We start from the raw sequence: 21,950 nt of genomic DNA on the forward strand, positions 1-21,950 counted from the left end.
TTCAGACGGCGTTGGAGAAACGGATACGAAGATGGTCGATGCGATTGAGCCGCGGATCCGGCATCACCCGGTTGTCGATCCAGCTGAGCACCGCGCAGTTGCCCCGCGGGTCGGCCCAGGGGTGGGCCGACACCTCGTGCCGGAACGTCGCCAGCGTGACGCCCACGTTGTCCACCACGTCGATCGCGATCCCGAGCGTCACCGGGGCGAACACGTACGGGTTGCGCACGGAGGCATCCGTCTGCACGACCAGGCTGCGTACGAATGTGCCGTCCGCGCCCTCGACGGACTGAACGAACGCCACCGCGGCGGCGCGCATCGAGCACGGCGTCTCGGCCGGCGAGGCACACGCCGTGACCGACCAGCCGTCACCGTCACAGGGGAAGACCGGCTGATCGAGCGGCGCCGGGGCCGTCCCGCGCGGCGGTCCGATCATCAACCGGGTCAGCACGGGCAGGAGTGTCCTGGTCATGTCGTTTCCTTTCTCCCCCGTCCGGGACGGACACCCGCCCGGAACATCGTCCGCGTCGATGGTTACGGAGGCCGCTGCAGCACCCGCTGCACCGCGTGTTGCACTGACCTTCGACGTGCTCGGGCCGCTGGCCGTGCACCGCAACGGCCGGCCGGTCCGGCTGGGGCCCGTGCAGCAGCAGGTCGTGCTGGCGGTCCTGCTGCTGCACGGCGACCGGCCGCTGAGCGTGCCCGCGATGATCGACGCGGTCTGGGGTGAGAACGCCCCGGCCTCCGCGGTCAACCTCGTGCAGCGGCACGTGTCCGGCTTGCGGCGGGTGCTCGAACCCGATCGCGCCGCGCACGCCGCGACCAGCCGGCTGGCCTGGACCGGCTCGGGTTACCGGCTCGGCGTCGGCGACGACGTGTTCGACCTGGCGCGGTTCGAGGCCGCCGTGCGCCGGGCCCGGCAGGCGCGCGACGCCGGCGACCCCAAAGCCGCCGCCGGCGAGCTGCGTACGGCTCTGCTGCTCGTCCGCGGCCCACTGTGCGACGGCCTGAGCAGCCCGTTCCTCGACGCCGAACGGGAACGCCGGGCCGAACGGGTGCTCGGCGTGCTGGAGGACCGCATCGAGCTCGACCTGGCCGCCGGTGACGCCGTCGCGGTCGTCGACGAGCTGCGCCGGCTGGTCACCGAGCACCCGCTGCGCGAACGGTGGCACGAGCTGCTCATGCTCGCGCTGTCCCGGGCCGGGCGGCGGGCCGACGCGCTGGCCGCTTTCCAGCACGCCCGGCGGCTGCTGCGCGACGAGCTCGGTGTCGACCCGGCCGCGCCACTACGACAGCTGCACCAGAGCATCCTGGCCGGAGAGACCACCGGCACCGAGCCGCCCCGGACAGCGACCGCCGTGCCGGCCCAGCTTCCGCACGCGCTGGGCGACTTCGTCGGCCGTGAGGCCGAGCTCCGGCAGCTCGACCGGCTCCTCGACCGGGACGAGGCCGGTGTGGCCGCGATCTCGGGAACGGCCGGCGTCGGCAAGACGACACTGGCGGTGACCTGGGCCCACCGCGTACGGGAGCGCTTCCCCGAAGGCCAGCTCTACGTCAACCTGCGCGGGTTCGACCCGGCCGGCGCCCCGGCCGACCCGGGCAAGGTCATCCGCGGGTTCCTTGAGGCCCTGGCCGTGCCGCCGGACCGGATCGGCGCCGACCCCGACGCGCACGCCGCCCTCTATCGCAGCGCGGTGGCCGGCCGGCGCGTCCTGATCGTGCTCGACAACGCCCTCGACGCCGACCAGGTGCGGCCGCTGCTGCCCGGCACGCCCGGCTGCCTGGTCGTCGTGACCAGCCGCAACGAACTGCTCAGCCTGGTCGCCCTGGACGGCGCCCGGCCGGTGCACGTCGACCTGATGAGCCCGAGCCAGGCCCGCGACCTGATCGGGCGGCGGCTCGGGCGCGACCGGGTGCACGACGAGCCGGCCGCCGTCCGGCAGATCATCGACGCCTGCGCCCGCCTGCCGCTCGCCCTGTCGGTCGTGGTCGCCCGCGCGGCGGCCCATCCGCAGTTCCCGCTCTCCGCCACCGCCGAGGAGTTGCGCCGCGCCCAGGGCAGCCTCGACGTGTTCGACGCGGGTGACCTGGTCACGAACGTACGGGCGGTGTTCGCCTGCTCGTACCGGGCGCTGACCGCCCCCGCCGCCCGCCTGTTCCGGCTGCTCGGCCTGCACCCCGGCCCCGACATCTCGATCGCCGCCGCCGGGGGACTGGCCGCCGTGCCCGCCGCCGCGGTGCGCGCGCAGATCAACGAGCTGGCCCGCGCCCACCTGATCGCCGAACGCGCCCCGGGCCGGTTCGTGCTGCACGACCTGCTGCGCGCGTACGCCGCGGAGCTGGTCGCCGCCACCGAGTCGCCCGACGAGCGGCGGGCCGCGGTCCGGCGCTCGCTGGACCACTACCTGCACACCGCGTACGCCGCCGACCGCCGGCTCGGCGAGTTCCGTGACGACCTGATCGGCCTGGAACCGGCCGTCCCCGGCGCTCGCACCGAGCAACCGGCCGACCAGCAGGCCGCGCTCGCCTGGTTCGCAGCCGAGGAACCGGTGCTGCTGGCCTCGCTGCGGCAGGCTGTCCACGACGGCTACGACCGGCACGCCTGGCAGCTGGGCTGGACGCTGATCCCGTTCCTCGACCGGCAGGGCCGCGCCCACGACCTCGCCGCCGCGCAGGAACTGGCCCTGGCCGCGGCGAAGCGCATGACCGAGCCGCGCGGTGAGGCGGTCACCAGGGTCGGGCTGGCGGTGGGATACATCCGCCTGGGCCGGTATGCCGAGGCCCGCCAGCAGCTGAACATCGCGTACCGCACCTTCGAGAACCTCGGCGAGCACATCGGCATGGGGCACGCGCGCCGATCGCTGGCCTGGGTTCTCGACTGCGAGGGCGAGTATCACGAAGCCCTCGGCTACGTCCAGCAGGCTCTGGACCATTTCCGGCGGGGCGGGCACGAGACCGGGGAGGCGCGGGCACTCAACGCGCTCGGCTGGTTCCACTCCCGCCTCGGCGAGCACGAGAAGGCGCTGCACTACTGCCGGCACGCCCTGGAGTTGCAGCGCCGGCTCGGCGACCGCTGGGATCAGGCCGACACGCTCGACAGCGTCGGCCGGGCCTACTTCCAGCTCGGCCGGTTCGACGAGTCCGCGGACTACTACACCGAGGCGATCGAGCTGTACGTCGAGTTCGGCGACCGCTTCGACGAGGGGCACGCGCTCATCGCGCTCGGGGATGCCCGCGCCGCGGCCGGGGACCGCGTGTCGGCCGTCGCGGCCTGGCAGCGGGCGGCGGAGGTGCTGGAGCAACTGGACGCGCCGGCCGTGGCCGAGGCGCGTTCCCGGCTCTTAGCGGATCGGATCGGGCTGCTAAGCCAGGAGTAAGAACCCGCGAATGAGCGCGCCGCACTCTGGGCCCCGTGACAGCGCGCGCTGTCACGGAGAGGAAAAGATGTCCGACATCCAGTTCCCGAACCAGCCGTTCCCGAAGGGAACCTTCACCGCCGAGGTACAGGACAACAACGGGGATCCGACCAACGTGCTGGAGGCCTCCCAGCCGTTCAAGGTCGAGACCAAGTGGGAGATCCCGGCCGTGGCCGCCCTGCTGATGGGTGGGGTGTGGACCGTCAGCGTCTACGCCGAGTCGATCGGGCCCGGCCCGGAGGCGCGCGTCGGCAGCCAGACCGTGTCGCTCAACGGAGGAACCACCTACAGCACGACGGTCATCGTGCCGCCGACCCTGCCGAACAACCCCACTCCGCCCGCCGGCGGCATCTACAAGCTGGTCACGGTGCTGACGCACCGCAACTTCGGCCAGAACAGCGATGTCGCCGCCCTGGTGGAGGGGCCGGTGGTCCGGATCGCCTGATCGCACCCGACGCCCGATGGCGGCCTCCCTGCTCGGAGGTCGCCATCGGTGTCCGCGGGCTCAGGTGACGTCCGGGGTGGCCAGGACGACCCCGCCGATCGACCCGCTGTGCAGGGCGGCGCGGTCGCCGTGGTCGATCACCGTCATCTCGCCGGTCTGCCGGTCGATGACGAGGCGACGGCCGCACAGGTCGTCCTCGCAGGTGAACAACAGTCCACCGGGGCTCGCGGTGGCTGTCAGCCGATGCTCGGTAGCCATCCCCCGACCGTACGCTTCTGCCGTCACGACGCAATCAGGGTCAGCCCGTCGTGCCGGGGGTTGCGCAGTTCGTGAAAGTACGCGGTGGTGGCGGAGGACGGCCGCACCCGCAGGCTCTCCCACAGACGCTCGGCCAGCCGGTGGTACTGCGCGAGCGCGAGGTGCCGCAGCCCGGCCGCCGCGTAGCAGGCCATGAGCTGCCGGTTCACGGGCTCGTTGCAGGGGTCGGCCTCGACCAGGCGCCGGGCCAGGAAGGTGGCCGGGCCGTACGTGCCTTCCTCCAGGTAGCCGTCGATCAGCCGGCTCTGCAGGTCGATCATGTCGAGCCGCAGCGACTCCCGGACCGGCACGGCCCAGTCGAGATACCGGTCGTCCTCCAGGAAGTCCGCCTCGTACAGCTGGCAGGCGGCCTCCCGCTCGCGCATCGCGGCCGCGTGCGCGCCGCGCCGCTCGAGCTGGTCGGCCTCCGCACGGTGGTGCTCGAACTGCTCGACGTCGGTCCAGACGTCGATCGCGCCGGTCAGCCGGTAGGTGTCGAACCGGCGTTCCACCCCGGCGAGGGGGTGGGCCGCGCGCAGCACCTGGCGCACCCCGCTCAGCGTGACGTGCAGGTTGTTGCGGGCGGCGGCCGGCGTCGCCCGCGGCCAGAACGTCTCGGTGAGCACGTCGCGCGGGACGGCGGCCCGGCGGTGGGTCAGCAGGTAGGCGAGCACGTGCCGGGTGCGCCGGCGCGAGGCGGTGTCGACCAGGACACCGTCGATCGTGATTCGGAAGCCGCCCAGAAGGCGTGCGGCCAGCAGCGGTCGTCCGTCGCTCGGATCAGTCATGGCTGCCCCCTTCAGCCAATCATGTTGCCCGGCGTGCTTGCACTGGCCGTTGCAGTCGTCGTTGCAGTGTGCCCGCCGGCCGCCGGTCAGGTCTCGTCCTCGCCCGGTGTGACCAGGCCGTTCTCGTAGGCGTAGACCACGGCCTGCACCCGGTCGCGCAGGCCCAGCTTGGTCAGCACCCGGCTGACGTGGGTCTTCACCGTGGCGTCGGACAGGAACAACCGGGCGGCGATCTCGGTGTTGCTCTGGCCACGGGCGATCAGCCGCAGAACCTCCAGCTCCCGCTCGGTCAGCCGGTCGGCCGCCGCGGCCGTGGCGGCGGCCGACGGGGGCACGCGCAGGAAGCGGGTGATCAGCCGGCGGGTCACGGCCGGGGCAAGCAGCGAATCACCGGCGGCCACCGTGCGGACGGCCTCGGCGAGCTGGCCGGGCGGGGCGTCCTTGAGCAGGAAGCCGCCGGCTCCGGCGCGCAGCGCGTCGTAGACGTACTCGTCCAGGTCGAAGGTGGTCAGCACCAGCACGGCCGGCGCCTCGGCGGCGGCCCGGATGCGGCGGGTGGCCTCGATGCCGTCGAGCGTCGGCATGCGGATGTCCATGACCACCACGTCGGGGGAGAGCTCGGCGGCCATCCTGACCGCCTCGGCGCCGTCGGCGGCCGCACCGACGATCGTCAGGTCGGGCTGGGCGCCGAGCATGCCGGCCAGACCGGAGCGGATGAGCGCGTGGTCGTCCGCGACCAGCACCGTGATCATGAGTTCTCCCTGGGCAGACGAGCGTGGACGCGGAAACCGCCGCGGTCCGGGGCGGCGGTGACCGTGCCACCGTAGAGGCGCACCCGTTCGCGCATGCCGACCAGCCCCCGGCCGCTGCCGGAGGTGTCGCGGCTGGTGAGCGGGCCGGCCTCGTTGACGATCTCGAGCTCGATGCCGCGCGGCTCGTACAGGACGTGCACGCAGGTCTCAGCTGCTCCCGCGTGCCGGAGCACGTTGGTGAGCGCCTCCTGCACGATGCGGTAGCCAGCCAGGTCGAGGCCGGCCGGCACCGAGCCCCGCGCGCCGTCGACCCGCAACGTGACCGGCAGGCCGGCCGCACGTACCTCGTCGACCACGTCCCGCACCCGTTCCAGGGTCGGCTGCGGCGCCAGGTCGGCATGCTGGGACGGCTCGCGCTGCACGTCGAGCACGTGCCGCATCTCGGTCAAGGCCTCGCGGGCGGTGCGGCGGGCCGCGGCCACGTGCTCGCGGGCCAGGGCGGGGTCCAGCGCGATCAGCTCCTCGGCCGCGCCGGTCTGCACGGCGATGATCGACAGCGAGTGGGCGACCACGTCATGCAGCTCCCGGGCGATCCGCTCGCGTTCGGTCGCCACGGCCTCGACGGTCGCGCGCTGGGCGGCGGCGGCCTGCGCGGCGCGCACGCGGACGAGATAGCCGGCGGCCCACGCGCCCGAGATGAAGAAGGTCAGAATGACGACCTGGCCGAGCGACGGGGTATCGGCGTAGTAGCCCAGCGGGTAGAGCGACAGCATCGCGCCCAGAGCGGTCAGGCCGCCCAGGACGGCCGCCACCACCTGCCGTTCGTAGAGCGCCACCGAGACGACGGCCACGAGCAGGCTGGGGAACGGAAAGGTGCTCTCCTCGGCGCCGGGCACGGCCCACACCCGTACGAGCAGGGTCACCACCAGCGCCGCCAGGACGATCAAGGGCGCTTTCCGGCGTACGAGCAGAGGCAGCGTCACGGCGATCGCGAACGCCAGCCGTCCGGGGAGGCCACCCGGCCCGGCGGCCACCAGCGCCTCGGCAACCGCCCAGGCCATCAGGCCCACGGTCAGCGCGACGTCGACCGGCGGCGGGCGGCGCGGCACGCGGGTGATCGTGTTGAGGGCGTCGTCCACGCAGGTGACGGTAGGCGACCGCCGGGCGCGAGCACGTCATCCCGCGGTCGCATCGGCATCGTCCGTACGGTGTATCAAGATCGCGCCACGCGGTGGCCCGGGTCGCCGACTCGCGGCCGACGTGCCGGGCGGGTCGCGATCCCTAGGTTCTTCCTCGACCGAGAAACACCGAAAGGGCCTGGGGAAATGACCGCAACGACAACGATCAACCGCACTGTCGCGTACGCCGGATGGGCCGGCCTGGCCGGTGGCGTCACCTCCGCGGTGGCCGGCGCGATCCAGACCGTGCGTGCCGAGAACTTCGACCCGGTGGTGGACCGGACCGAGCACGTCCTGCTGACCATGATCGCGCTGACCCTGGTGCTGTGGATACCCGCGTACCTCGGGCTGGGCCGGCGGGCCGGCACGAGAACCGGCCGCATCGGCGCCGGGCTGGCCGCGTTCGGGTGCGGTCTGCTGGCGTTCGGCACGACCTCGACCAACCTGCACGACCGGGACTACTCCTGGTTCAGCGTGGTGGCCGTGCCCGCCAACGCGTCCTGGTTGATCGGCTCGATCATGCTGGCCGTCGCCTGTTTCCGCACCCGCGCCCTGCCTCGCTGGCTCGCGGTGGCGACCGGGCTCGTCATGCCCCTGTCGATCGTCCTGTCCCAGGCCGGCGGCAACCTGCTCGCCGGCGCCATCTGGGGCGCCGTGGGCTGGTTGCTGATCGTCAACGCCCGTACGTCGAAGGCCGCTTAGCGACCTATCCGGCCTCCCACACGTTGACGGGTGGGAGGCCGCGTTCGGCTCGGGCTCTGTCCATGATCTGCTGGATGAGGGCGGTCTTGCCGCGGGTGTAGGCGTCGGCGTCCTCCGCGGAGCCGGCCAGCTCGCGTTTCAGGGCGGCGTAGGCGTCCCTGTCCTGGTCGTTGGCGCGCAGGTGGTCGCGCAGGATGCGCTGGTTGCGGGTGTCCCACGTGTCGGCGGTGACGATGTGCAGGTGATACCCGGGCCGACGGTACAGCAGGCGCCGCGGCATGTGTGCGTCGACGTGCTCGTAACCCAGCTCGCTCAGCCGGTCCTCGCGGGCGCGTACGGCGTCGAGCGAGGGCGCGGCGGCCATCAGGTCGATGATCGGCTTGGCGGGCAGGCCGGGCACAGCCGTGCTGCCCACGTGCTCGGCGACGGTGACGGTGTCGCCCAGCGCGGCGCAAGCCTCTCGCACGGCCCGCTCGGCGGCGGCGGGCCAGGCCGGGTCGTAGTCACGTATCTCGATGCTCACGGGGTGACCCTGACGAAGGGAACGTGACGACCATGGCCACTCCCGGGTCGCGTGCCTCGGCCGACGCCTGCCCGCCGTGCGCCTCGGCCAGCTGCCGGACGATCCAGAGGCCGAGCCCGATGCCCTGGGGGCCGCCGACCGCGAACTGCTGGAACAACCGTTCGCGCAGATGGTCGGGGATGCCGGGACCGTGGTCGCGGACCTCCAGCCGATCGTGGCCGTCGCCGCGCGTGACGCGCACCTCGACCGGCGGCGCGCCGTACCGCATCGCGTTGGTGAGCAGGTTGACCAGGATCTGCTCGAAGCGCTGCCGGTCCACGTGCAGCGTCTGCGCGTCGTCGACGTCGACCGTCACGGGCGCGTCGGTGCTGCGCACGTGGGTCAGGGTCTCCTTCACGAGCGTGCGGGCCGGGTATTCGCGCAGGTCGAGCTGGAGGCGGCCGTCGCGGTCGATGCGCTGGGCGTCGAGCAGCCCCTCGGCCAGCCCGGTGATGCGCGCGGTCTGCCGCAGGGCCGCGTCGACCAGCTGCGCGACGGGTGGGTCCGCCTCGGCCGCCAGTTCCTCCAGCACCACCCGTACGGTGGCCAGGGGTGTCCGCACGTCGTGAGCGAGCGTGCTCATCATGGCCGAGCGCCACTGCTCGACGCGGGCCAGGCGTTCCCGCTCGTGGCGCAGGTGGCGGGCCTGGGCCTCGATCAGCAGCGCGACGGTGATCGCGACCGGCATCAGGACGAGCGCGCTGCTCAGCACGAGCGGCGGTTGATCGGTGAGCACGAGCGGCGCCAGGTACGCGAGCGTCGCCGGCACGGCGTAGGCCAGCAGGATCCAGCGCGGGAAGTGCAGCGCCGCCCACACGTAGATCAGCACCAGGAACGGGCCGGTGCCGCTGGCCGATCCGCCGAACGACCAGGTCGACAGGCCGAGCACCGCGAACGACGGCAGCGCCAGCCAGGCGGGCGCGTTCGGCCTCGCCCGTGACCACCAGGGCAGCAGCGCGACCGCGGCAAGCGCGAAGTCACAGATCGCCACCAGCACGAGCCGGTCCGCATGTCCGGGGTCGCTGGCGGTTCCCAGCAGAGCCAGCAACCCCGCCAGCCCCAGGAGCACCCCAGCCTGCCGGGCCGCCGCCCGCGGCCCGGTCCCCAGGAGCCGGAAAAGACCGTTGTGCACTATTTCCGTAGTATACGGACGCCGCCATCACCTCGGCGTTAGGTAGTCATTGGCATGACCGAATAGATTGCCATCTATGCAGCGCCGATGGTGGGGTGAGGGGCATCATCCCCCCACCTGGAGGTCGTTCATGAGACGACGACGTACGGCTGTGGCCGCCGCCCTGGCCGTGGCGATGCTGGGCGCACTGTTCACCGGGGTGCCCGCCGGCGCCGCGCCGACCGTCAGCACCGAACCCGCCCAGTACGAGATCTACGACGTACGCGGTCAGGGGCAGCGGAACCTGATCGCCCGCACCGGCGTTGCCATCGACAGCGTCGAGCACGCCACCGTCACGATCACCGCCACCCCGGCCGACGTCCGCGCCCTGCAGCGTCAGGGCTTCGACGTGCAGCCGCTGCTCTCCACCTTCGACTTCCCGCCCTCGGACGCGCCGTACCACAACTACGGCGAGATGATCGCCGAGGTGAACCGCGTGGTCGCCGCCTATCCGTCGATCGCCGCCAAGCGGGTGCTCGGCAAGACGTACGAGGGCCGCGACATAGTCGCCGTCAAGATCTCGGACAACGTGGGCACGGACGAGAACGAGCCCGAGGTCCTCTACGACGCCAACCATCACGCGCGTGAGCACCTGACCGTCGAGATGGCGCTGTACGTGCTCGACCTCTACACCAGCAACTATGCGAGCGACAGCCGGATCCGCAACGTGGTCAACAGCCGCGAGCTCTGGATCATCCCGTCGGTCAACCCGGACGGCTCGGAGTACGACGTCGCGACCGGCAGCTACCGCTCGTGGCGCAAGAACCGGCAGCCCAACAGCGGCTCGTCGAACGTCGGCACCGACCTGAACCGCAACTACGGCTACCGCTGGGGCTGCTGCGGCGGCTCGTCGGGCAGCACGTCCTCGGCGACCTACCGCGGCACGGCGGCCTTCTCGGCGCCCGAGACGCGTGCCGTGCGCGACTTCGTCAACAGCCGCGTCGTGGGCGGACAGCAGCAGATCCGCGCGGCAATGGACTTCCACACGTATTCGGAACTGGTTCTCTGGCCGTTCGGGCACACCACCGCGAACACCACCACCGGCATGACGGCCGACGACTACAACACTTTCTCGACGTTCGGCCGGCAGATGGCCGCGACCAACAACTACACCCCGGAACAGTCGTCCGACCTGTACATCACCGACGGCGACCTGCTCGACTGGCTGTGGGGAACGCACAAGATCTTTGCCTATACGTTCGAGATGTACCCGCGTTCGGCGTCCGGCGGTGGCTTCTATCCACCCGCGAGCGTCATAACGCGGGAGACAACGCGTAACCGGGAGGCCACCCTGATGCTCGCCGAAGTGGCAGACTGCCCGTACAAGGTGATCGGCAAGCAATCCACGTACTGTTCCTGACCGTTTCGCCGACGCCGCCCGGGATTCACCGACCGGGCGGTGTTCGCGTGTCCGACAGAGGTATTCGTGCAGTTCTTCGTCTACGGCCGCGACCGTCCCGGCTCCCTCGAGCGCAAGATGGAGCTCACCGAGCGGCATTGGGCCTTTCTCGACCCGTACGCGGATCGTCTCATCGCCCGCGGCCCCACCGTTGACGAACGTGGGGATCCCACCGGGAGCGTGCACATTGTGGACCTGCCCGACGTGGCGGCCGCGCGCGTGTTCGCCTATGCCGAGCCGTATTGTCTGTCCGGCATCTTCGAATCGGTGATGCTGTGCCGCTACGTCAGCCTGCTGGGCCGAGTCGTCCCGAACGACACCGGTTACCTGGTCCTCACCGGCGGCGTCACCCCGATAACCTCCAAACACCTTTTCGCGTACGGGGATCTGTTCGCTCTCGACGGTGCGGCGCATCTGGGCCGCGCGGCCCTGCTCGACGCGCCCACACTGGACGCCGCGATGAGAACGGCTCCCGAGGACGCCACGGTCCGTCCCTGGAGGCGGGGTGGTCGCCGCTGATTTCCCCTTGCCGACCCGCTGCCCTTAAGTCCCGCCAACGACCGCGCCCTTTCTTGTCTGTTGGAGTCTCCGGCCGCAACCGCCGAATGATGAGTTGCACCCACCCGCAGCCGAACAACGGCCGTGAGTGGTCACCGCAACCACCCGCCGACCGCGCCCACACAATCCTGTAAAGCTGCACAAGGGCGCGACTCGCCCAGCACTCGGCCAAGCACATCGGCCCTCACGTCAAGCCGTGAGCCGGCGAGCTGCGAAGCCATTGTCGCGCCTTGCGGCAGTCACCCGCGATCTCGGCTCCGACCCATCGTCATCCGCCGCGCCTGCCTTCCGCGCCCACCTGCGCCGACCCCGCGCCTCAGCCCGCCCTCAACCCACGCCTTAGCCGCCCTGAACCCCCGTCTATAACCCTGTATCCGAAACGTCGGGCTAAAGGGGTTTATTTGCTCGTCATTGTCGGGGGTGCGCGAGGGGCGATGTGCTTGGGCGCGTGCGGAGCGGGTGGCGCTCTTGTGCAGCTTTACAGAATTGTGTGGGCGCGGTCGGTGGGTGGTTGCGGTGACCGCTTGCGGCCGTTGTTCGGCTGCGGGTGGGTGCAACTCATCATTCGGTGGTTGCGGTCGGCGATGGGAAAGACGAGGCGATTCGGGGTTTGCGGCAGGCGTCCCCGGCGCGGCTCCCGCGCCCGGCTCCGCCCATCGGCACGGGTGCTGGCGTCGGTGGGCGGGCGCGGGGCGGAGGTGCGATGGGTGGCGCTTCACGGTGTGGTTCGGGCGGCCTTGAACTCCTGTACGGGGTCGTTGAGCAAAGCGGCGAAACCCAGGTCGGCCGCGCCGAGCAATGTTGTGTCGGCGGCCAGGGCTGAGACGGTGAGGCGGGTGCGTTCCCTCGAAACGGGCATGGCGTGGCGGGCTATGCGAGCCGCCACGTGTGGGGCGGCGGCGGTGTAGACGTCACGCAGCATGCCGCCGAAGATGACCACGCCCGGGTTGAACAGGTTGATCAGGTTGGCGACGCCGATGCCGAGCCAGTCGCCGATCTCGGCCACGGCCGCAGCGGCTGCGGGGTCGCCGGCGAGGGCGTCCCGCGCCACCGCCCGTACGGCGTCGGCGCCGATCTGCCCGTGGAGGCGGCCGGCCGCCGCGAGCAGGGCGTGTTCGCCGGTTTCGGCTTCCAGGCAGCCCCGGGAACCGCACAGGCAGGGCCGCCCGTCGGCCGGGTTGACCAGCATGTGCCCGACCTCGCAGCCGTAACCGCCGTCGCCGCCCAGCAGCCGGCCGCCGACCAGGATGCCGCCGCCCACGCCGACGTCGCCGTGCAGGTAGATCAAGTTGGGCACGCCCACCCCGGCGCCGCGCTCGAACTCGGCCAGCGCGCCCAGGTGGGCCTCGTTCCCGACGGCCACCGGACGGCCGATGTCGAGGGTCTTGGCCAGCTCGGCGCCGAACGCCTGGTCGACCCAGCCCATTTCGGGGCCGTAGCGGACCATGCCGTCGCCGGGCCGGATCATGCCGCAGTAGGAGGCGCCCACCCCGGCGCAGATCGAGCCCGCCGGGGCCGCGTCGAGCAGTTCCCGGCCGAGGCAGGCCAGTTTGCGTACGACGGTGTCGAGGTCCACGCCGGTGCGCGTGCGCCGCGCCGAGCGCCGGTCGAGCACCGCCCCGCCCAGCCCGACCCGCGCCGCCGTGAGGTGGTCGACCGCCACGTCGAACGCGAGCACGAAGACGTCAGGGGACGGGCGCACCACCAGCGACGGCCGGCCCGCCCCGGTCGTGCCGGCCGGGTGTTCCTCGGTGACCAGCCCGGCCGCGACCAGCTCGGCCGTCAGCGCCAGGATCGTGCTGCGGTTGACCCCCATCCGCTCGGCCAGCGCGGCACGCGACAGCGGCCCGCTCACATGGACGTGGTGGAGCAGGGTTCCGAGGCTGGACCGGTGTTTGCGCATCCCACGACATCAAACGCGTACGGCCCGCGCTTGCCAAGCCCGCCGTCACGACAGGCGTACGGGGGACGCGTGCCAGATGCGGGACAGGTAGTCGGCCACCGTGCGGTCGGCGGAGAAGAAGCCGCTGTTCGCGGTGTTCAGGATCGACATGCGGGTCCAATGCTCCTGATCTTCCCAGGCGGCGGCCACCTCGTCCTGCTTGTCGACGTACGAGCGGTAATCGGCCAATGTGAGGTATTCGTCGCGGTCGAGCAGCGAATGCGCCACCTCCTGCCCCACCCCGCCGAACGCGCCGGACAGGATCGCGTCGAGGGCGGCTCGCAGCTCGTCGTCCGAGTCGTAGTAGGTGCGCGGCCGGTAGTCCGACGCCCGGAGCGCGGCGGCGGCCGGCGTGTCCAGCCCGAACAGGAAGAAGTTGCCGGCGCCGACCCGGTCGCGGATCTCGACGTTGGCGCCGTCGAGCGTGCCGATCGTGAGCGCGCCGTTGAGGGCGAGCTTCATGTTGCCCGTACCGGAAGCCTCTTTGCCGGCCATCGAGATCTGCTCGCTCAGGTCGGCCGCCGGGATGATCTTTTCGGCAAGCGTCACGTTGTAGTTGGGCGGGAACACCACGCGGAGCAGCCCGTACGCCTTGGGGTCGGCCTCGATTGCGGCCGCCACCGCGTTGATCAGCCGGATGATCGACTTGGCCGCGTAGTAGGCCGGCGCCGCCTTGCCGCCGAACAACACCGTACGTGGCACACCGAAGCGCTCCGGGTTGTCGCGCAGGCGGTGGTACAACGTGATCACGTGCAGGAGCTTGAGCTGCTGCCGCTTGTACTCGTGGAACCGTTTGATCATCACGTCGAGCATCGCGCCGGGGTCGCCGAGCCCGAGGGCTTCCTTGGCGTGGCGCCTCTCGGTCCGCCATTGCTCGCGGAAGGCCGGGTCGTCAGCGAGCGGAGCCAGGCCCGACAACAGGGACAGGTCACGCAGCCAGGCGTCGCTGCCCAGCCCCGAGGTGATCAGGGTGGACAGGCCCGGGTTGGCGAGCCGCACGAAACGTCGCGGGGACACGCCGTTGGTGACGTTGGTGAAGCGGTCCGGCCACAGGGCGGCGAAGTCGGCGAACGTGGTCGAGGTGAGCAGCTGCGAGTGCAGTTCGGCCACGCCGTTGACCGCGAACGTGCCGGTGACGGCGAGGTTGGCCATCCGCACGCGGCGCTGCGGTTCCTCCTGGATCAGCGACATCCGCCGTACGCGGTCGAGGTCGCCGGGGAACCGGGAACGGACCTCGGCCAGCAACGCCTCGTTGATCAGGTAGATGATCTCGAGGTGGCGGGGCAGCAGCCGGCCCAGCATGTCGACCGGCCACGTCTCCAGCGCCTCGGGCAGCAGGGTGTGACACGTGTACGCGAACGTCCGCCGTACGAGCGACCAGGCGTGCTCCCACTCCAGCTTCTCCTCGTCGACCAGCAGCCGCATCAGCTCGGGGATGGCCAGCGTGGGGTGCGTGTCGTTGAGCTGGATGACGGTCTTGGCCGGGAAGTCGTCCCAGTCGGCATTGCGGAACCGGAACCGCCGTACGATGTCCCGCAGCGAACACGACACCAGGAAGTACTGCTGCTTCAGACGCAGCTCACGCCCCATGTCGGTGCTGTCGTCGGGATAGAGCACCTTGCTGATGTTCTCGGCCCTCACCGCCTCCTCGACGGCCTCGGCGTACTGCCCGGCCGAGAACCGCCGCAGGTCGAACGACGCCCGCGCGGCGCGGGCCCGCCACAGCCGTACGATGTTCACGGTCTCGGTGCCGTAACCGGGAATCAGCAGGTGGCTGGGCTCGCCGTGCACCACCTCGCCGGGCACCCAGCCCTCGGGGCCGAGGAACCCGTAGAAGCCGACCATCTGCCAGTCGTCGGGCGCGGGGAACTCCCACGGGTCACCCTGGAAGGCCCAGTCGTCGGGCCGCTCGACCTGCTCCCCGTTGTCGAACTCCTGCTTGAAGATGCCCAGGTCGTAGCGGATGCCGTAACCCACCGCGGGAATGTCCAGCGTGGCCAGCGAGTCGAGCAGGCAGGCCGCGAGCCGGCCCAGGCCGCCGTTGCCCAGCCCCGGCTCGACGTCGAGCGCTGCCACCTCCTCGGGGGAGAAACCGAGTGTCTTGAGCGCGGCCGGGGCGAGCTCGGTGGTGCCGCTGTACAGCAGGTTCTGCTCCAGCTGGGGGCCGAGCAGGTACTCCGCGGACAGGTAGTAGACCCAGCGCGGATTGCTCTCGTAGTGCGCCGCGGCCGTGCGCGCGCGACGTTCGGCGAGCCTGTCCCGCACGGTCAGGGCGAGGGTCTCGTACGCGTCCTGGGCGCTCGCCGACTCGACAGTGGTGCCCCGGCGGTAGTACAGGTTGCTCAGCAGATCCCGCTGGAACTCGTCCGGCGTGGTCCCGAGCGGCCGCAGCCCGTTGCGAAGGTCCATGCCCGCAACCTACTGCGCGGTGATGTTCTCCGGGTTACCGGTGACCCGGTCAGAGGTTCACACTGGCGAACTGCTTGCCTGCGGTGTTGACGACCCGCACCGAGGCGACCTGGGCCGGCTCGATCAGGGCGCTGCCGTTGAGCGTGGTGCCGCTCGCCTCACCCGCGGGAGAGACCAGCCAGCTGCCGGCCTGCACGGTGAACCCGTCACGGGCCACGACCTCCAGGACACATTTCTCACCGGCCGGGATGCCGGCCACAGCCGCGGTGACCCGCACCCAGCCCGCCGCCGGGGCGACCGCCACCGTCATCCGCGCGCCCGTGGTGGCGTCGACGGTGGTGCCCGTACGCGTGCCGGGAACCGTCGTGGCCTGCGATGCCAGGGGCGGCGGAACCTGCGCCACCGGGCCCGAGGGAGTGGTCGAACGGCCGGCCAGGATGCCGCCGCCGACGGCCACCACGGCCAGCACCGCGGCGGCAGCCGAGACCAGAACCCGGCGGCGGTTGCGTTCCCCCGACGACTGCTGGCGCACCTCGCGCAGGGTGCGCTGCAGCAACAGGTCACCGCCTTCGGGCGGGCCCTCGAGCAGCATCTCGCCGGGCACGGCCCGCAGCGCCGACGTCCAGTCCCGCAGCGACTCGACCTCTGCCCGGCACCCGGCGCAGCCGGTCAGGTGCTGATCGACCTCGTCGCGCTGCTCGGGGGTGAGCTCGCCGACGAGGTAACCGGCGATGTCGACGTGGTCGCCGGTCTCGGGCGTGGTCACGACGACGCCCGGCGGGTGGTCGTCCCGTCGCACCGCACGCCCCGGTTCAGGCAGCTCACGACCTGTTTCATCACGGGGTCGGGCATGAGGTTGACCATGAACCCGTGATCGGTCGCGGGGTGGTTGTCCTGCCCGTCGAAAGCGTCGATCTGGTAGCGCGTGCCGGGCGGCACGGCGTACGTCATGGTGATCCTCAGGCGGGGGACCGCGAACGTGCCGGCCGGGCAGCCGCCGCCCTCGGCCGGGAAGACGACCTGCTGGCGGTGGCCGGGGGCGTCCAGCTGGCGGCCGTCCCAGCAACTCGGGAAGTCGAAGATCCGCACCACCTGGGCTCCGTCCTCACACGCGGGATAGTTCATCGTCTGCCGGTCGAGTGTGTCGGAGCAAGTCCACCAGGCCCGCGCAAGTTTCCCGCCGTTGGTGTGCGCGTACGCGTCGCCGACCTGCACCCGCAGCAGCGGCGGCATCGCCAGCACCGGGCCGCGCGGGTTCCCCAGGTAGGTCATCGTCAGCGACACCGGCACCTGGATCGGGCCGTCGTGCGGGTCACGGCCCTTCTCGACGTAGCGCAGCACCGGCCAGAAGTACGTCGACGCGTCCCCGTTGGTGCAGGTCGTCGGCTTGCCGAGCAGGCTGTCGACGGTCGAGCCGGCCTCGACCCCGAGGTTGCCCACGTAGTCGTGCGTGTGGTGCTGCGGCCCCGGCCGGCCGGGCGTGGTCACGATGTTCGCCGTGTTGCGATGCCCCCGCTCGTTGCGGCCGCAGTTCCACGTGTACGACCCGGTCGACGCGCCCGCCGAGGCCGGGGGAGCGGCCACGACCGGCTCGGCTTCGTCCATGCTTACCGAGTAAGGCCCCAGGTCAGGCCCGCGCAGCGCGGTGAACAGCGCCGCCGCCAGCACGGCCACGGTGATCAGGGCCCCCGCGATCGCGACGGCCGCACGACCCATCGACATGGTTCGACGATACCCATGTCAGGCCGGGCAGCTCGCCCCTCGCGGCGGCACCACGAGGTCGATCAGGTAGCGGTCGACGGCTGCGGTCGTGCACGGCGTGTTCTTGTACACGCCGTGCCCCGACCCCTCGTATGTGACGAGCCGCCCGTGCCGGCCGAGCTGCGCCGCGACGAGGGTGGCCCAGACGTGACCCGTGCGAACGTCGTGCCGCGAGTTGAGCAGCAACAACGGCGTGCTCGCGCGCGCCTCGAGCCGGTGCGGCGGGTTGGCCACCGGCTGCGGCCAGCCCAGGCAGGTCCGGATCGCGAGCAGCCCGGCCCCGTACCGGACGTCCGGCGCGGCCCTGCGAGCGATCCGCACCAGCTGCTCGTACTCGCCGAATTCACGCACCGCGGCGGGCCAGTCGGCGCAGAACACGGACGACGCGATCGGCGGCAGTGCGATCTCGGGTGTGGCGCCGTCGCGCAGGCTCGCGATGTCCTGGGCCAGTGCCGCGCGATCGGGCGAGGCCAGCCGGGCGATCGGCAGCATCGCGATCTCGAACGCCCGCTGCGGCCCCGCTTTGTCGAGCACGTCGTTCCATACGGCGCGAACATCCTCGCCGTGCAGCGCGCACTCGGTGTGCTGCCCGCACCACGTCACGAACTCGCCGAACGCATCCTGGGCCGCCAGTGCCTGCGTACGGACGAATTGGCGCACGTCGAGGCTGTGGTCGAAGACGCCCTCCAGCACGATCGCCCTGACCCGGCCGGGGTAGCGCTCGGCATACTGCTGGCCGAGCAAAGTGCCGTACGAGCTGCCGTGGAACGTCAGTTGCCGTAGCCCCAGAGCAGCCCGCAGGGCGTCGAGGTCGCGGACCGCGCTCGCCGTGTCGGCATGATCCCAGACCGGGCTGGTGGACCGGCAGGCCGCCCACGTGGCCTGGTTGTCGGCGCTGACCGTTTCGAACTCGGCCTGGCTGGTGAGCAGGCCCGGTTTGCCGAGCGAGAGATCGCACTTCGGGCCGCCGCTGCGAGCCACCCCACGCGGGTCGAAGCTGACCGTGTCGAACCGGTCGAGAATCTCGGGACTGAACCGGTTGCCGGCCAGGATGCGCTCGACCCCGGAATCCCCCGGACCGCCGGGGCCGAAGACCAGTGCCGGGGCCGCGTCTCCCTGGTGGCCGGCGGTGTGGCTTGCGGGCTTGCGGGCGGTGCGGCGTGCTACCGCCAGCTCGAACGTGGCACCGTCAGGCTGTGACCAGTCGACCGGTAATCGCAGGCTGCCGCAGCGGACGGCCGGGTCGTTGCCGCAGACCGTCCAGGTGATCCGCGGTGGTTCCGGCACTGGCGCGGCGTGACCCGGCGGGGCGACCGCGAGTGCCAGGCCGGTTACGAGGGCGGCAACGGAGGCGGCGAGGCTGCGGGGACTCATGGCGTCCATCCTCGACAGCGTGCGGACCGAGAGGACATCAGTGGTAACCCTGAGGTGTCCCCCAGACATCGATACGGCCGGCCTCCGGGTAGCTCCCCCACAGGGGTTGCCTCCGCTTGCACCGCAGGAACGGTTCGGCGGTCCCGCCCGGTACTACTCCTATCCATGGTCCGCCCTGCCCATGGTCTGCCCATGGTCCGCCCTGCCCACGGTCCGCCCTGCCCATGGCCCGCCCTACCAGGGGGACCACCACCCAACTCCGATTCTTGCGGAAAATGGCTATCTCTGCCGGATGGGCTGTGGACAACCGTGTGGATAACTCCCGGATTGTCGCGCCGGGGTGGCAGGATGCCCGCATGAGCGAACGGGTGACCCGGCAGGCGGCCTCCGATGCGGTGGGCGGTCTGGGGTGGCGATACATGCTTGGCACGCTGCGCGCTTCGGTGGCGGTCGGATCGTTGTTTCAGGCGGTGTCGGTGGCCGCCCACGCGGTCGCGGCCTGTGGTGAGCAGGCCGACGAGCACCTTCGCGCCGACCTGCGCGTCGATCAGGTGGTGCTGACGTTGCAGACGCGGAAGCTCAGGACCGTCACCGCGGCCGACGTCGAGCTCGCGAAGCGGATCAGCGCGTCGGGGGTGCAGACCGAGCCCGGCGACCTGCAACTGCTCGAGATCGCGATCGACGCGATGGACATCGCGGCGGTGCGACCGTTCTGGTCTGCGGTGCTCGGTTACGCGGAGGGCGGGCCTGGGGAACCTCTGACCGATCCGGCGGGGCAGGGGCCGGTGGTCTGGTTCCAGCAGATGGATGAGGCCCGGCCGCAGCGCAATCGCATCCATGTGGACATAGCGGTGGCGCACGACGAGGCGCCGCTGCGGGTGGAGGCGGCGCTGAAAGCGGGCGGGCGCGTGGTGTCCGACGCCCGCGCGCCGTCGTTCTGGGTGCTGGCCGACCCGGAGGGCAACGAGGCGTGCGTCAGCACGTGGCAGGGCCGGGACTGACATGCGGGCACGAGCCGGTGAGGGCGAACTGGCACCTGGAGAGGCTGGGGCGATGGGACACGCGGCCGGCCTGCCGGGGGCGGGCGGGCCGGCCGCGTGCGCGCCGTCACCGGTTTTGCGGCGGGCCGGGGGCGGCCCGGCCCGACACGGTGGCGGCGGGTCGGTCAGACGCGGACCCAGACTGTGGTGTCGGGGGCGAGCGTCAGCTTTCCGGCGGTGGGGCCGGGTACGTCGGGGGAGGAGGCGAGCAGCAGGCTGTGGGCGGGGACGGTGACCGTCTCGGAGCCCATGTTGATCCAGACCGTGATCGGGTCGGGTTCGCGGTGGCGGGCGATCAGGTCCACCCGGATGACGTCGCCGGCGCGGGTCACCGAGGCCAGGCCTGTTCCGAGCGGCTCATAGAGGTCGCGCAGCAGGATGGCCTGCTGATACATCGTCAGCGTGGACGAGGGGTCGCCCTGCTGGCGGTCGACGGCGTAGTCCGCCCACCCGGCGGGCTGCGGCAGCCACGGCGCCGGAGTGGAGGGCCGGGACGTGCCTGAGCCGGGCTGGGACCCGGCGAGACCACTGACATGGGTGGACGGCGGCGTGGCGGGGTCGGTGGGCGGCGATGTCGCGGGGTTGGTGGACGGCGGCGTGGCGGGGTCGGCGGGCGGCGATGTCGCGGGGTTGGTGGACGGCGGCGTGGCGGGGTTGGTGGACGGTGATGTCGCGGGGTTGGTGGACGGCGGCGTGGCGGGGTTGGTGGACGGCGATGTCGCGGGGTCGGTGAGCGGCGGCGTGGCGGGGTCGGTGAAGTTGGCAGGCGGGGACGCGGGCGAGCCGGTGACGGCGGTGAGGCCCGCAGGGGTGGAGAACCCGACCGAAGGGGCAGTCGAGTCCCACGGCATGGGGATTCGGCAACCGTCGCGGCCGGGGCGCGCGCCGGCGGAGCGGTGGAAGATGGGGTCGCGGCGGGCCGCGTCGGGGACGGGGGCCTCGGGGAGGCCGAGTTCCTCCCCGCCGTACAGGTAGGCGGCGCCGGGCAGGGCGAGCATCAGCAGGGCGGCGGCGCGGGCGCGGCGGGTGCTGCCGTACCGGGTGACCTGGCGGGCCTTGTCGTGGTTGCCGAGCACCCACGGAGCGGGGGCGCCGACAGTCCGGAACGCGTCCAGGGCCTCGGCGATGGTCGAGGCGAAGGCTTCGGCGTCCCAGTCGCTCTTGAGCAGGCGGAACTGGAACGCGTGGTGCATCTCGTCGGGGCGGGCGTACAGGCCCACCTGCGACAGGTCGGCCAGCGACACCTCACCGACCAGCATCTTCGGCGTGGCGTACGAGTCGCAGATCTCCCGCCAGCGGCGCCACACCTGGTGGATCCGGGCCTGGTTGGTGGTCCTGACCTGCTCGGGGCCGTGCCCGAACAACGTCGGCGAGTAGATGCCCGGATTGTCGCGATACGCCGGGTCCTTGAACAGGCCGTACGCCACGTCGACCCGGAACCCGTCGACGCCCAGGTCGAACCAGAACCGCAATGTACGGTCGAAATCCGCCGCCACGTCGGGGTTGTCCCAGTTCAGGTCGGGCTGCTGCGGCGTGAACAGGTGCAGGTACCAGCGGCCGTCCGGCGTACGGGACCAGGCCGGCCCGCCGAACATCGACTGCCAGTTGTTGGGCGGCGACTCCGACGGCGGCATGAAGTGGTAGCGCGCGGCCTCCGGCGAGGACGGGTCCTCGAGGGCGCGCTGGAACCAGTCGTGCTGGTCGCTGGTGTGGTTGGGCACGATGTCGAGCAGCACGCGCAGGCCCAGCTCGTGCGCGTCGGCGACCAGGGCCCGCACGTCGTCGACGGTGCCGTAGGCCGGGTCCACCGTCGTGTAGTCGATCACGTCGTAGCCGCCGTCGGCGCCTCCCGAGACGTAGTGCGGGGTCACCCAGACGGCGTCGGCGCCGAGCGAGGCCACGTACGGCAGCCGCGCCCGCAGGCCGGGGAAGTCGCCGATGCCGTCGCCGTTGCCGTCGGCGAACGACCGCAGGTAGACCTGGTAGACCACGGCGTCACGCCACCACTGGTAGGAGGCGGTGGGGCACATGTCTTCGATCGGCTCTGCTGACATGCCGGCACCGATCGGCCGCTTCCCGGGGGAGAGTCAGGGTCGCACCGAACGGCAACCGGTGTGGACCCGTGTCACTCTTGGTAGGCCGACACCCTTCGGGAG

General features: G+C 71.6%; 19 protein-coding genes. 6 read left to right on the forward strand and 13 right to left on the reverse strand.

Annotated features, from left to right (window positions below; translation table 11 throughout):
* Position 1 precedes the first annotated feature (1 nt).
* Positions 2-472, reverse strand: coding sequence for a hypothetical protein (locus C8E87_RS36025; RefSeq protein ID WP_133877868.1), 471 nt, complete (start codon positions 470-472; stop codon positions 2-4).
* 58 nt (positions 473-530) lie between these two features.
* Here C8E87_RS36025 and C8E87_RS36030 point away from each other — a divergent pair, with 58 nt between their 5' ends.
* Together C8E87_RS36030 and C8E87_RS36035 are read left to right on the forward strand one after the other, a co-directional pair.
* Entirely contained in the window at positions 531-3,377 is a 2,847-nt protein-coding gene (locus C8E87_RS36030) for an AfsR/SARP family transcriptional regulator (protein ID WP_166661395.1), read from the forward strand.
* A 67-nt stretch (positions 3,378-3,444) separates the two neighbouring features.
* A complete protein-coding gene (locus C8E87_RS36035; RefSeq protein ID WP_133877870.1) occupies positions 3,445-3,861 on the forward strand; it encodes a hypothetical protein in 417 nt (138 codons plus the stop codon).
* A gap of 60 nt (positions 3,862-3,921) precedes the next feature.
* Here C8E87_RS36035 and C8E87_RS36040 read toward each other — a convergent pair whose 3' ends face one another.
* The 4 genes from C8E87_RS36040 to C8E87_RS36055 all read right to left on the reverse strand — a co-directional run bounded on the left by C8E87_RS36040 (position 3,922) and on the right by C8E87_RS36055 (position 6,837).
* The gene (locus C8E87_RS36040; protein ID WP_133877871.1) at positions 3,922-4,119 is read right to left on the reverse strand and encodes a hypothetical protein; all 198 of its coding nucleotides are present in this window, start codon (positions 4,117-4,119) and stop codon (positions 3,922-3,924) included.
* Between the two features lie 23 nt (positions 4,120-4,142).
* Complete coding sequence (locus C8E87_RS36045; protein WP_133877872.1) at positions 4,143-4,946, reverse strand: AfsR/SARP family transcriptional regulator; 804 nt, start codon at positions 4,944-4,946, stop codon at positions 4,143-4,145.
* Between the two features lie 86 nt (positions 4,947-5,032).
* Entirely contained in the window at positions 5,033-5,698 is a 666-nt protein-coding gene (locus C8E87_RS36050; protein WP_133877873.1) for a response regulator, read from the reverse strand.
* Positions 5,695-6,837, reverse strand: a complete 1,143-nt coding sequence (locus C8E87_RS36055) for a sensor histidine kinase (RefSeq protein WP_133877874.1) — start codon at positions 6,835-6,837, stop codon at positions 5,695-5,697. The genes C8E87_RS36050 and C8E87_RS36055 overlap by 4 nt, the downstream gene beginning before the upstream one ends.
* A gap of 186 nt (positions 6,838-7,023) precedes the next feature.
* Here C8E87_RS36055 and C8E87_RS36060 point away from each other — a divergent pair, with 186 nt between their 5' ends.
* Positions 7,024-7,578: a hypothetical protein gene (locus C8E87_RS36060; protein WP_133877875.1), complete on the forward strand. Its 555-nt coding sequence runs from the start codon at positions 7,024-7,026 to the stop codon at positions 7,576-7,578.
* A gap of 4 nt (positions 7,579-7,582) precedes the next feature.
* Here C8E87_RS36060 and C8E87_RS36065 read toward each other — a convergent pair whose 3' ends face one another.
* Positions 7,583-8,101, reverse strand: coding sequence for a GrpB family protein (locus C8E87_RS36065; protein WP_133877876.1), 519 nt, complete (start codon positions 8,099-8,101; stop codon positions 7,583-7,585).
* Positions 8,082-9,272, reverse strand: coding sequence for a sensor histidine kinase (locus tag C8E87_RS36070; protein ID WP_239080424.1), 1,191 nt, complete (start codon positions 9,270-9,272; stop codon positions 8,082-8,084). The genes C8E87_RS36065 and C8E87_RS36070 overlap by 20 nt, the downstream gene beginning before the upstream one ends.
* Positions 9,273-9,402: 130 nt before the next feature.
* Between C8E87_RS36070 and C8E87_RS36075 the strand changes: the two genes are divergently transcribed.
* Both C8E87_RS36075 and C8E87_RS36080 read left to right on the forward strand, forming a co-directional pair.
* Entirely contained in the window at positions 9,403-10,671 is a 1,269-nt protein-coding gene (locus C8E87_RS36075; RefSeq protein WP_133877877.1) for a M14 family metallopeptidase, read from the forward strand.
* Positions 10,672-10,737: 66 nt separating this feature from the next.
* Positions 10,738-11,229, forward strand: a complete 492-nt coding sequence (locus C8E87_RS36080) for a YciI family protein (RefSeq protein ID WP_166661396.1) — start codon at positions 10,738-10,740, stop codon at positions 11,227-11,229.
* Positions 11,230-11,983: 754 nt separating this feature from the next.
* On the opposite strand, the gene C8E87_RS36085 is transcribed toward C8E87_RS36080, so the two are convergent.
* From C8E87_RS36085 to C8E87_RS36105, 5 genes are read right to left on the reverse strand one after another with little or no spacing between them, the layout of a single operon-like run.
* Positions 11,984-13,171, reverse strand: a complete 1,188-nt coding sequence (locus C8E87_RS36085) for an ROK family transcriptional regulator (RefSeq protein ID WP_133877879.1) — start codon at positions 13,169-13,171, stop codon at positions 11,984-11,986.
* Between the two features lie 45 nt (positions 13,172-13,216).
* Positions 13,217-15,619 (reverse strand): glycogen/starch/alpha-glucan phosphorylase, encoded by a 2,403-nt coding sequence (locus C8E87_RS36090; protein ID WP_133877880.1) that lies wholly within the window; start codon positions 15,617-15,619, stop codon positions 13,217-13,219.
* 49 nt (positions 15,620-15,668) lie between these two features.
* On the reverse strand, positions 15,669-16,418 hold the full coding sequence (locus C8E87_RS36095) for an anti-sigma factor family protein (RefSeq protein WP_239080423.1): 750 nt from the start codon (positions 16,416-16,418) through the stop codon (positions 15,669-15,671).
* Positions 16,382-17,341 carry a DUF1996 domain-containing protein gene (locus tag C8E87_RS36100; RefSeq protein ID WP_133877881.1) on the reverse strand — a complete coding sequence of 320 codons (960 nt, stop codon included), beginning with the start codon at positions 17,339-17,341 and terminating at the stop codon, positions 16,382-16,384. Before C8E87_RS36100 ends, C8E87_RS36095 begins: the two co-directional genes overlap by 37 nt.
* Before the next feature lie 18 nt (positions 17,342-17,359).
* Positions 17,360-18,754: an alpha/beta hydrolase gene (locus C8E87_RS36105; protein ID WP_133877882.1), complete on the reverse strand. Its 1,395-nt coding sequence runs from the start codon at positions 18,752-18,754 to the stop codon at positions 17,360-17,362.
* Positions 18,755-19,110: 356 nt separating this feature from the next.
* Here C8E87_RS36105 and C8E87_RS36110 point away from each other — a divergent pair, with 356 nt between their 5' ends.
* Positions 19,111-19,755 (forward strand): 4a-hydroxytetrahydrobiopterin dehydratase family protein, encoded by a 645-nt coding sequence (locus C8E87_RS36110; protein ID WP_133877883.1) that lies wholly within the window; start codon positions 19,111-19,113, stop codon positions 19,753-19,755.
* 164 nt (positions 19,756-19,919) lie between these two features.
* Here the strand turns inward: C8E87_RS36110 and C8E87_RS36115 are convergent, their stop codons facing one another.
* The gene (locus C8E87_RS36115; protein ID WP_133877884.1) at positions 19,920-21,848 is read right to left on the reverse strand and encodes an alpha-amylase family glycosyl hydrolase; all 1,929 of its coding nucleotides are present in this window, start codon (positions 21,846-21,848) and stop codon (positions 19,920-19,922) included.
* Between the last annotated feature and the right edge of the window lie 102 nt (positions 21,849-21,950).

It is taken from the genome of Paractinoplanes brasiliensis, assembly GCF_004362215.1.
GTDB classification, from domain to species: Bacteria; Actinomycetota; Actinomycetes; order Mycobacteriales; family Micromonosporaceae; genus Actinoplanes; species Actinoplanes brasiliensis.

Bases quoted from the DNA above. Each gene is read 5' to 3' on its own strand.
- C8E87_RS36025 (WP_133877868.1), bottom strand. From the start codon at position 472: ATGACCAGGACACTCCTGCCCGTGCTGACCCGGTTGATGATCGGACCG.
- C8E87_RS36030 (WP_166661395.1), top strand. From the start codon at position 531: ATGGTTACGGAGGCCGCTGCAGCACCCGCTGCACCGCGTGTTGCACTG.
- C8E87_RS36035 (WP_133877870.1), top strand. From the start codon at position 3,445: ATGTCCGACATCCAGTTCCCGAACCAGCCGTTCCCGAAGGGAACCTTC.
- C8E87_RS36040 (WP_133877871.1), bottom strand. From the start codon at position 4,119: ATGGCTACCGAGCATCGGCTGACAGCCACCGCGAGCCCCGGTGGACTG.
- C8E87_RS36045 (WP_133877872.1), bottom strand. From the start codon at position 4,946: ATGACTGATCCGAGCGACGGACGACCGCTGCTGGCCGCACGCCTTCTG.
- C8E87_RS36050 (WP_133877873.1), bottom strand. From the start codon at position 5,698: ATGATCACGGTGCTGGTCGCGGACGACCACGCGCTCATCCGCTCCGGT.
- C8E87_RS36060 (WP_133877875.1), top strand. From the start codon at position 7,024: ATGACCGCAACGACAACGATCAACCGCACTGTCGCGTACGCCGGATGG.
- C8E87_RS36075 (WP_133877877.1), top strand. From the start codon at position 9,403: ATGAGACGACGACGTACGGCTGTGGCCGCCGCCCTGGCCGTGGCGATG.
- C8E87_RS36085 (WP_133877879.1), bottom strand. From the start codon at position 13,171: ATGCGCAAACACCGGTCCAGCCTCGGAACCCTGCTCCACCACGTCCAT.
- C8E87_RS36090 (WP_133877880.1), bottom strand. From the start codon at position 15,619: ATGGACCTTCGCAACGGGCTGCGGCCGCTCGGGACCACGCCGGACGAG.
- C8E87_RS36100 (WP_133877881.1), bottom strand. From the start codon at position 17,341: ATGTCGATGGGTCGTGCGGCCGTCGCGATCGCGGGGGCCCTGATCACC.
- C8E87_RS36105 (WP_133877882.1), bottom strand. From the start codon at position 18,754: ATGAGTCCCCGCAGCCTCGCCGCCTCCGTTGCCGCCCTCGTAACCGGC.
- C8E87_RS36110 (WP_133877883.1), top strand. From the start codon at position 19,111: ATGAGCGAACGGGTGACCCGGCAGGCGGCCTCCGATGCGGTGGGCGGT.
- C8E87_RS36115 (WP_133877884.1), bottom strand. From the start codon at position 21,848: ATGTCAGCAGAGCCGATCGAAGACATGTGCCCCACCGCCTCCTACCAG.